Source organism: Buttiauxella cochleicola (assembly GCF_021283185.1).
Lineage (GTDB): Bacteria > Pseudomonadota > Gammaproteobacteria > Enterobacterales > Enterobacteriaceae > Buttiauxella > Buttiauxella massiliensis.
This window is the reverse complement of record NZ_JAJSOS010000014.1, coordinates 116,278-125,934: the sequence shown is the minus strand read 5'-3', so window position 1 is coordinate 125,934 and position 9,657 is coordinate 116,278. Positions and strand designations below refer to the sequence as shown.

The following is a 9,657-nucleotide window of genomic DNA, read 5'->3' as shown; positions in this document are numbered from 1 at the left end:
GAAAGCATGGGGCTTTTTTGTGCTTGCTAAGTGGACAACATTGTCGGGAGCAATGTTGCACGTCGCTTGCGACGGCCCCGGAGGGGTGAGTATCAGGATGATACGAATACAAGCCCTGTACTGATGTGCAGGGCTTTTTGCTGTTTGCGATTTATGAAATCCTTGCCTCCTTTTCTCAGTTTTTTCTTAAATTTCTATTTTTTCAACCAGTTACTAATGAAATCAGCGACTTGTTCAGGGTGATTAATGTCCAGGATAGGGAGTGATATGTTCAGATTTACATCACTGGCGATGGCAATGACATGGCTATCGATCACTAAATCGCCAGCATTCAGAGAAGTGCCCTCTCTATAGAGCAGTATCTTGGGTACTGATTCGTACTTAAAACCCTCGACCAATATCAAATCCAGTGATGACTCATCCATTCGGCTGGCGAGGTAGTAAAGATCTAACTCATTTTCGTCCGGTGTTTCATTCATGAGAGCCCAGCGTTTTTGGCTGGCGACGATGGTTTGTGCCGCTCCAGCTTTGCGTAGCTCGTAGCTATCTTTCCCCGGTTTATCTACATCCATATCGTGATGCGTATGCTTAATAAGCCCAGGACGAATGCCTCGTTCGTTCAGTAAAGGAATCACCCGCTTCAACAGCGTCGTTTTCCCCGTCCCACTACAAGCTGCAAATGCTAACAATGGCAGCATCTATTGTTTCTCCCATTGCATGAGATCTTCAGGTGTATTTACGTTGATGAAGTTTTGCATCTGATTCGCAAACAGCACAGGTTTCCCGCCCACTTCACGCAGAAAAATCATCACTCTGCGCTCGCCAGCAGCCAAATATTGCTCAAGATCTTTGACTAACTTGCGGTGTATAAGTGCAATGGTTGGATGATCTCGCTCGCCATCATTCACCCATACCGCTTTGGATTCACCTTTTTGCATCCACAGTTTATATGCCAGATCGTCCGGGATATTAGGCGTATCGCAAGGGCAGAACAGAAACCATTCATCACTCAGATGCTGTATTGCAGACAAGATTCCTGCCAGTGGACCTGGATAATCAGGTAGCGTATCACTCAGGACATTAACCCCAACAGACTGATATATTTCAATATTCCTGTTAGCACTGATCACCACATTACCCACCTGAGGCACTAGCTTACTCATGACGTGTTCAAACAGTGGTTGGCCATTAAGGTTTATGAGCCCCTTATCCTGACCGCCCATCCTTGTTGCTCTTCCACCGGCCAACACCACACCAGTAACTTCTGTTAAACATCTCACCTATATCGCCTCTTTTAATGTGGGTTTGAGCCTGCTAACGTGTGACATCTCTCATGTGAATGGAGCACAATCATGAAATGTAAACGCCTTAACGAACTGCTCGAGCTACTTCAGCCCGCATGGCAGAAAGAGCCGGATCTCAACTTGATTCAATTTTTGCAGAAACTCAGCAAAGAGTCAGGTTATACCGGTGAATTAACCGATCTCACTGATGATGTGCTTATCTATCATCTGAAAATGCGCGATTCTTCGAAAGATGCTGTTATTCCTGGCATTCAGAAAGACTACGAAGAAGATTTTAAGACAGCATTGCTGCGTGCTCGCGGCGTAATTAAAGAGTAAAAGCTTGTAAGCCAGCCCACCTAAATGGCTGCGAAATGTTATCCTCAACTATTCGCATTTACAGTTGGTTGGCTGGATGACAGACAGCGCTTTCAATTTTCAAACACTACATCCGGATACCATCATGGATGCCCTTTTCGAACAGGGTATACGGGTGGATTCCGGCTTGACGCCATTAAACAGTTTTGAGAACCGCGTCTATCAGTTTCAGGACGAGGATCGTAAACGTTATGTGGTGAAGTTTTATCGCCCCCATCGCTGGTCCCCAGAACAAATAGAAGAAGAACATCAGTTTTCCCTTGAGCTGCAAGCAGACGATGTTCCAGTCGCGGCGCCATTGCATTTCAACGGCCAAACATTGCTACGCCACCAAGGTTTTATGTACGCAGTGTTTCCTAGTTTAGGTGGGCGACAATACGAAACAGATAACCTTGATCAGATGGAGTGGGTGGGTCGTTACCTTGGTCGTATTCATCAAACCGGGCGTAGTAAGCAATTTTCCGCTCGTCCTGATATTGGCTTAAATGAGTATTTGTTTGAGCCACGTGAACTGTTTGAGCATACCAATCTGATTCCGGCAGCTCTCAAGAAAAACTTTCTCAAAGCAACTGATGCGCTAATCGCGGAAGTGAAACTCCACTGGCATGAAGATTTTCAGGCACTACGATTACATGGCGACTGCCATCCGGGGAATATTCTCTGGCGCGATGGCCCATTGTTTGTCGATCTGGACGATGCACGTAATGGCCCTGCAATTCAGGATATCTGGATGCTTCTGAATGGTGACAAAGCCGAGCAGAGAATGCAGCTGGAAATGATTGTCGAAGCATATGAAGAGTTTACCCCCTTTGAATCAGACGAAATTGCACTCATAGAACCTTTACGAGCAATGCGTATGGTTTATTATCTCGCGTGGATAATTCGACGCTGGGATGACCCTGCCTTCCCCAGAAATTTTCCGTGGCTTACCGACGAAGATTACTGGAGAACACAAACTGCGACTTTTACAGAGCAGGTTCGGGTTCTACGTGAACCACCACTAACATTAACGCCAATGTATTAATCAGTATTTATTCAGGAGAGATTTGATGATGAAAAAGATTTGGCTGGCGCTGGCGGGGATGGTCCTGGCATTTAGCGTGTCTGCAGCGCAGTTCACTGACGGCAAAGAGTTCGTGACTCTGGAAAAACCTGTTGCTGGTGAGCCACAGGTTTTAGAGTTCTTCTCTTTCTACTGCCCGCACTGCTACCAGTTTGAAGAAGTGCTTCATGTTTCTGATACCGTGAAGAAAAAACTGCCAGAAGGCACCAAAATGACTAAATACCATGTTGAGTTCCTGGGCCCATTGGGCAAGGATCTGACTCAGGCATGGGCTGTTGCATTGGCACTGGGCGTGGAAGATAAAATCACCGCTCCAATGTTTGAAGCTGTTCAGAAAACTCAAACAGTTCAGAATGTTGCTGATATTCGTAATGTCTTCATTAATGCAGGTGTGAAAGCAGAAGAGTACGATGCGGCATGGAACAGTTTTGTAGTGAAATCCTTGGTTGCTCAACAAGAGAAAGCTGCGGCCGATCTGCAATTGCAGGGTGTCCCGGCTATTTTCGTGAATGGTAAATACCAACTGAATCCACAAGGAATGGACACCAGCAATATGGACGTATTCGTCCAGCAGTATGCTGATGTGGCCAAGTTCCTGGTCGAGAAAAAGTAATTAAAAAAGCCGGTCACTGACCGGCTTTCTTCTATTGTTTGATACTCGTAAGTAAAGCGTCTTTCTCATGCCACACCGCATTCAGCCATTGCTGGAAGCGTCGTTTAAATCCTTTGTCATTAACATAGTCTCCATGCAGATCCTCTGCAATCGGCACAAGCGAAACTCTCACTACGATCCGGGTCATTTTGCCGGTTAACATATCGTAGAACGGACTTTGCGAATTTTCAGGGTAGCAGAGCGTTACATTGAGCAGCTTATCGAACTGTTTCCCTAATACATTGAGCGCCATTGCGATGCCAGCGGCTTTAGGCGGAAGCAGGTTTTGAAAGGCTGATCGTGTCTGTAAACGCTTCTCTTTAGTAAATCTTGAGCCTTCGACAAAGTTCACAATCGTCGTTGGATGAGAGCGGAATTTTTCGCAAGAGCGCCGGGTTGTTTCCACGTCTTTACCGCGCCGTTCTGGGTGGCGAAGCAAATAGCCGCGCGAATAACGTTTCATAAAAGGCATATCCAAAGCCCAACATGCCAGACCCATGAATGGTACCCAGGCGAGTTGCTGCTTTAAAAAGTATTTATTCATCGGGATATGTTTACGAAATAGCACGCACAAAATGACGATATCTGCCCAGCTTCGGTGATTACAAATCAGTAAGTACCAGTTTTTTTTACTGAGATCGTCCAGCCCTTCCACATCCCATTTCAAATGCGGATTCAGCTTGAGTAGGAAAGCTAAACTTTCGCACCAGCAGTACATCATAAAATCAGCAAATACCGAGATTGATCGCCAGATGACGGGAACAGGTAATAGCAGCTTAATGATGCCAGCGACAATAATGGGTACCGAGCAGGCTATAGTAACCAGAATGGTAAGAGCGACACTCAGAATCAACGTTATCGCGGCGAATAATCTCGACATAAGTAAATTTTTCAGATGGTTAGAGAGTGTCAGATGGTGGGAGAAGAATAATAGGTGGTGAATTTTATCAGAAAATAATCTTGAGTGAGGAAACAAATAAAGTGGATTAAGAAACGCGGTACTGTGGGTTTTTAATATTATCGGTCTATAACATAATTAATTTTTATATCCACATTTATCGATCACGCAATAAATGTCACCTGAGAGAATGATTAAAACTCAACACAATGATAAATATAGATATTTATTGAGCGTGGGATTTCCATTGAGATACGCAATCAATTGCTTAAAAAATTATGCACAAACTTATCCACAATATTGATCTTGAGGGCGATCTCGAAGATCAACAAAACTTTTCACCTTATCTTCCTCAAAAGTTCATGTTTTCAGCCATGCTATGGCATCCTTTAGCCATAAACTAAAACCAGTCACGGAACGGAACATTATGGTTCAGATCGCGCAAAACCCACTTATCCTCGTTGATGGCTCATCTTATCTCTATCGTGCCTATCACGCCTTTCCACCGCTGACCAATAGCAAAGGTGAACCGACCGGGGCAATGTACGGTGTGCTGAATATGCTGCGCAGTCTCTTGTTGCAGTATCAACCGACCCACGCAGCAGTGGTTTTTGATGCTAAAGGCAAAACCTTCCGTGACGAGCTGTTTGAGCATTACAAATCTCACCGCCCACCAATGCCGGACGATCTACGAGCTCAAATTGAGCCACTCCATGCAATGGTTAAAGCTATGGGCTTGCCGCTGCTGGCTGTTTCAGGCGTGGAAGCCGATGACGTGATTGGTACTCTGGCACTTGAGGCGGAACGCGTTGGTCGTCCGGTGCTGATTAGTACCGGCGATAAAGATATGGCGCAACTGGTTACGCCGGGCGTCACGCTTATCAATACCATGACGAATACCATTCTTGGACCGGATGAAGTCCGTACCAAATATGGCGTACCTCCAGAGCTGATTATCGACTTCCTGGCATTGATGGGCGACTCCTCAGACAACATCCCTGGCGTGCCAGGAGTTGGTGAGAAAACCGCACAGGCACTGCTGCAAGGTTTAGGTGGTCTGGATACGCTATATGCCAACCCAGAAAAAATCGCAGAATTGACGTTCCGTGGTGCAAAAACCATGGCGGCGAAGCTTGAGCAAAGCAAAGACCTTGCTTACCTCTCCTATCAACTAGCCACCATCAAAACAGATGTGGAGCTTGAGTTAGGCTGTGAACAGTTAGAAGTGCAGCAACCGGCAGATGAAGAGCTTCTCGACTTGTTCAAACGATATGAATTTAAACGTTGGATTACTGACGTTGAAGCAGGCAAGTGGATGCAAGCTAAGGGTGCAAAACCTGCGGCACAATCCACGAAAACGGTAGAGATTGAAGCTGAAGTTGAACCGGAAGAGCCAGCTATTGCACTCTCGCATGACAACTACGTCACCATTCTTGAAGAAAGCGTGCTTGAAGAGTGGATTACCCGCCTGAAGAAAGCGCCGGTTATTGCCTTTGATACGGAAACCGACAGTTTAGATAACGTCAGTGCGAACCTGGTGGGCCTCTCATTTGCTACTGAACCCGGAGTTGCCTGCTACATCCCCGTTGCGCATGACTATATTGGTGCTCCGGTGCAGATCCCACGTGAGCGTGCCCTTGAACTGCTGAAGCCATTGCTTGAGGACGAAAGCGTTCTTAAAGTTGGACAGAACCTCAAGTATGACCGTGGCATCATGCAAAACTATGATATCGAACTACGTGGCATTGCCTTCGATACCATGCTCGAGTCCTACATTCTTGATAGCGTCGCGGGCCGCCATGATATGGACAGCTTGTCTTCTCGCTGGTTGAAGCACACCACGATCACTTTTGAAGAGATTGCCGGCAAGGGTAAAAAGCAGCTGACCTTTAACCAAATAGATCTGGAACAGGCCGGGCGTTACGCCGCAGAAGATGCGGATGTTACGTTGCAGTTGCACCTGAAGATGTGGCCGCAACTCGAAAAGCGCGAGGGGCCACTCAGCGTCTTTAAAAATATTGAAATGCCACTAGTGCCTGTGCTGTCGCGTATTGAACGCAATGGCGTGAAAATCGATCCATCCGTGCTGCATACGCATTCTGAGCAACTCACCAAACGCCTGGCGGAGCTGGAAATCACCGCTCATGAAATCGCGGGCGAAGCCTTTAACCTTTCTTCTCCAAAGCAGCTGCAAACTATTCTGTTTGAAAAGCAGGGGATTAAGCCGCTGAAGAAAACGCCTGGTGGTGCACCGTCGACTTCTGAAGAAGTGCTGGAAGAGCTGGCTCTGGATTACCCACTGCCTAAAGTTATTCTTGAGCATCGTGGCCTGGCAAAACTGAAATCGACTTACACCGATAAGCTGCCACTGATGATTAACCCGAAAACCGGGCGCGTGCATACCTCTTATCATCAGGCTGTCGCGGCGACCGGTCGTCTTTCTTCTACAGAGCCGAACCTGCAAAACATTCCGGTGCGTAATGAAGAAGGTCGCCGTATTCGCCAGGCCTTTATTGCGCCAAAAGATTATCTGATTGTCTCCGCCGACTACTCGCAAATCGAACTGCGTATTATGGCGCATCTTTCCCGCGATAAAGGGCTGCTGACTGCATTTGCGGAAGGTAAAGATATTCACCGTGCGACAGCAGCAGAAGTATTTGGGCTGCCGTTAGATAGCGTTTCAGGCGAACAGCGCCGCAGCGCCAAGGCCATCAACTTTGGCCTGATTTACGGTATGAGTGCGTTTGGTTTGTCTCGTCAACTCAACATTCCACGTAAAGAGTCGCAGAAGTATATGGATCTCTATTTCGAACGCTACCCGGGCGTGCTGGAATATATGGAACGTACCCGGACGCAGGCGAAGGATAAAGGCTATGTCGAAACGCTGGATGGCCGCCGCTTGTATTTACCGGACATCAATTCCAGCAATGCTGCTCGTCGTGCCGGTGCAGAACGCGCGGCAATCAACGCCCCAATGCAGGGGACCGCTGCAGACATTATCAAACGCGCCATGATTGCCGTTGATGCCTGGCTGGAAACAGAAAAGCCACGTGTAAAAATGATCATGCAGGTACACGATGAACTGGTGTTTGAAGTTCATCAGGACGATCTGGAAGCGGTATCGAAGAAAATCCACGAACTGATGGAAGGCAGTATGACGCTAGATGTGCCATTGCTGGTGGAAGTCGGAAGTGGTGTAAATTGGGATGAAGCTCACTAAATAAAGCGATTTATGTAACTAAGCAACATAACTCATAGCTTTTTGTGATGACGCTTCAATATCGGAGTGTAAAGGGTGAAAAAAAACTACAAAAAATGCTTTTTCAACCGAATAAAAAGGAGTAGAGTTATTTGCGTAGGGTACAGAGGTAAGATGTTCTATCTTTCAGACCTTTTACTTCACGTAATCGGATTTGGCTGAATATTTTAGCCGCCCCAGTCAGTAATGACTGGGGCGTTTTTTATTGCACGCAAGTCAGGAAAATAAGGAAAAGCACGGGCGAACCCATGCTTCTTTTTATTCGCCAGCTGTTTCGTCGTCTTCTTCTACATCATCTTCTTCGGTTGCTGGTGGGATATCGTTATACCAACCATCAAGCTTATGACGCAGTACATCGACACCGATCTTTTTCAGTGACGAAAACGCTTCTACCTGAATATCACCGCCAAAATCTACCACCGCTTCGCGAACCATCTTTAACTGTGCTTTACGAGCACCAGATGCCAGCTTGTCAGCCTTGGTTAACAGCAGCATCACTGGAATGTTGCTCGCAACAGCCCAATTAATCATTTGTTGATCAAGGTCTTTCAGTGGATGACGAATATCCATCAGGATGACTAATCCCTTCAGGCTATTACGTTTTTGCAGATACTCGCCAAGCGCGCGCTGCCATTTCAGTTTTACTTCTTCTGGTACTTCGGCGTAGCCATAGCCCGGTAAATCCACCACACGTAAGCCTTCAGCCACTTCAAACAGGTTGATGAGCTGCGTACGACCAGGCGTTTTACTGGTACGCGCCAGGGCTTTCTGGTTGGTCAGCGTATTTAATGCGCTGGATTTCCCTGCGTTAGAGCGGCCTGCGAAAGCAACCTCAATACCGGTATCAGAAGGTAAATGGCGAATGTCCGGTGCGCTAAGCACGAAGTGGGTCAGCTGGTAATTCCAGTTTTTCAAAACGGTTGTCTCCCTCAGGATGAGCATTGTTGGGGATTATACCTGAACATGGGGAAAACGCCGTGTTTCTCGGCAAGGCTTACAGGATTACAGAAATCCGCCCGAGGTTTGTAAGACATTGACCATTCATATTGACAGACAACGCAGTGTTGTTAGATGCAGATATAATTAAAAGAACATATATAACAATGTATTAGGTGTTTTTCGATGGATTACATTAATGACTTAACCCAAATAGTCGTCTTGTAGAATCAAAGGCTAAGAGTAAAGTAAGCGGCACAGGCAAAGGATAGCCACAAAGGATAGCAACTCAGGATGAGGGTTCAGGTCGTCAGGATGGCGAAGAACCAAGGAAATGCCAGGAGGCAACGTCTGGAGACGTTTAAAAAGGACAAGGATTTACACGGAAGTTGTTTGCAAGGGAAAGACAGGGCGTCGAGTGCAAACAGGGATTGTGTGACCTTATATAGGTCCAGAGACAAGAAAAAGGCGACAGGTTAACCTGCCGCCTTTTTTCTTTGCTTGCTTTCTGCTAGATTCCGCCGCAATTCTATACTGAATAAAAATGGCTCAAGATAATTTATTATGAAGCAACAAAACTCAGCAGCACCTGGCTCTAAACCTTCAAAAGCACGTCGCAAAACACGTGAAGAGATCGATCGTGAAGCACGTGACCGTAAGCGTGAGAAAAAACGCAGCGGACATGCAGCGGGTAGCCGTTCAACCGGCGGCACCCAGGAAAAAAGTGGAAGTGGCAGCTCACAGGCTAAAGATCCGCGCATTGGCAGTAAAAAACCAATCGCCCTGGGTGTAACTGAAGTCCAGGTCAAAAAACCTAAACAGCACAAACCTAAAGTCGAGAAACCTATGCTAACACCACAGGCTGAACTGGATTTGCTGGAGAACGATGAGCGCCTGGATGCGCTGTTAGAGCGTCTTGAAGAAGGTGAAACACTCAACGCAGAAGAGCAGGCTTGGGTTAACGCTAAGCTTGATCGCATTGATGCGCTGATGGCAGAACTCGGCATCGCCTATGAAGATGACGAAGATGAAGAAGAAAAAGAGAAAGGCGATGATTTGATGCGTCTTCTCAAAGGCACTGACTAACAGTCTACCTCAATGGGATTACCTGTTCTTATCGTGGTTATTCCGCTGGTGTGTTATCTGCTGTGGTTATTCGTTAAACTACGGCGGTTGTCGCGATTGCAA

Annotated in this window: 10 protein-coding genes; 6 read left to right on the top strand and 4 right to left on the bottom strand. The window is 46.7% G+C overall.

The genetic code is table 11. The features are described from left to right. Positions 1-194: 194 nt before the first annotated feature. Together mobB and mobA are read right to left on the bottom strand one after the other, a co-directional pair. Complete coding sequence (mobB, locus tag LVQ76_RS19570; RefSeq protein WP_232865974.1) at positions 195-698, bottom strand: molybdopterin-guanine dinucleotide biosynthesis protein MobB; 504 nt, start codon at positions 696-698, stop codon at positions 195-197. Further along, entirely contained in the window at positions 699-1,280 is a 582-nt protein-coding gene (mobA, locus tag LVQ76_RS19565; protein WP_370640083.1) for a molybdenum cofactor guanylyltransferase MobA, read from the bottom strand. Positions 1,281-1,352: 72 nt separating this feature from the next. Here mobA and LVQ76_RS19560 point away from each other — a divergent pair, with 72 nt between their 5' ends. The 3 genes from LVQ76_RS19560 (at position 1,353) to dsbA (ending at position 3,337) form a co-directional block, all read left to right on the top strand. Then, entirely contained in the window at positions 1,353-1,622 is a 270-nt protein-coding gene (locus LVQ76_RS19560) for a YihD family protein (protein ID WP_034461496.1), read from the top strand. 76 nt (positions 1,623-1,698) lie between these two features. Beyond that, on the top strand, positions 1,699-2,685 hold the full coding sequence (locus LVQ76_RS19555) for a serine/threonine protein kinase (protein WP_232922299.1): 987 nt from the start codon (positions 1,699-1,701) through the stop codon (positions 2,683-2,685). A 28-nt stretch (positions 2,686-2,713) separates the two neighbouring features. Continuing rightward, on the top strand, positions 2,714-3,337 hold the full coding sequence (dsbA, locus tag LVQ76_RS19550; protein WP_034461503.1) for a thiol:disulfide interchange protein DsbA: 624 nt from the start codon (positions 2,714-2,716) through the stop codon (positions 3,335-3,337). A gap of 31 nt (positions 3,338-3,368) precedes the next feature. Here dsbA and yihG read toward each other — a convergent pair whose 3' ends face one another. Then, on the bottom strand, positions 3,369-4,256 hold the full coding sequence (gene yihG / locus LVQ76_RS19545) for a 1-acylglycerol-3-phosphate O-acyltransferase, YihG family (RefSeq protein ID WP_232905324.1): 888 nt from the start codon (positions 4,254-4,256) through the stop codon (positions 3,369-3,371). 445 nt (positions 4,257-4,701) lie between these two features. Here yihG and polA point away from each other — a divergent pair, with 445 nt between their 5' ends. Continuing rightward, positions 4,702-7,494: a DNA polymerase I gene (gene polA, locus LVQ76_RS19540; RefSeq protein WP_232922298.1), complete on the top strand. Its 2,793-nt coding sequence runs from the start codon at positions 4,702-4,704 to the stop codon at positions 7,492-7,494. 153 nt (positions 7,495-7,647) lie between these two features. Then, the gene (spfP, locus tag LVQ76_RS22500) at positions 7,648-7,695 is read left to right on the top strand and encodes a small protein SpfP (protein WP_071892919.1); all 48 of its coding nucleotides are present in this window, start codon (positions 7,648-7,650) and stop codon (positions 7,693-7,695) included. Between the two features lie 96 nt (positions 7,696-7,791). On the opposite strand, the gene yihA is transcribed toward spfP, so the two are convergent. After that, positions 7,792-8,448, bottom strand: coding sequence for a ribosome biogenesis GTP-binding protein YihA/YsxC (gene yihA / locus LVQ76_RS19535; protein WP_193216279.1), 657 nt, complete (start codon positions 8,446-8,448; stop codon positions 7,792-7,794). A gap of 585 nt (positions 8,449-9,033) precedes the next feature. On the opposite strand from yihA, the gene yihI reads away from it, so the two are divergent. Then, on the top strand, positions 9,034-9,555 hold the full coding sequence (gene yihI / locus LVQ76_RS19530) for a Der GTPase-activating protein YihI (RefSeq protein WP_064561467.1): 522 nt from the start codon (positions 9,034-9,036) through the stop codon (positions 9,553-9,555). Positions 9,556-9,657: the final 102 nt, after the last annotated feature.

Bases quoted from the DNA above. Each gene is read 5' to 3' on its own strand.
- yihI (WP_064561467.1), top strand. From the start codon at position 9,034: ATGAAGCAACAAAACTCAGCAGCACCTGGCTCTAAACCTTCAAAAGCA.
- dsbA (WP_034461503.1), top strand. From the start codon at position 2,714: ATGAAAAAGATTTGGCTGGCGCTGGCGGGGATGGTCCTGGCATTTAGC.
- LVQ76_RS19560 (WP_034461496.1), top strand. From the start codon at position 1,353: ATGAAATGTAAACGCCTTAACGAACTGCTCGAGCTACTTCAGCCCGCA.
- yihG (WP_232905324.1), bottom strand. From the start codon at position 4,256: ATGTCGAGATTATTCGCCGCGATAACGTTGATTCTGAGTGTCGCTCTT.
- mobB (WP_232865974.1), bottom strand. From the start codon at position 698: ATGCTGCCATTGTTAGCATTTGCAGCTTGTAGTGGGACGGGGAAAACG.
- polA (WP_232922298.1), top strand. From the start codon at position 4,702: ATGGTTCAGATCGCGCAAAACCCACTTATCCTCGTTGATGGCTCATCT.
- LVQ76_RS19555 (WP_232922299.1), top strand. From the start codon at position 1,699: ATGACAGACAGCGCTTTCAATTTTCAAACACTACATCCGGATACCATC.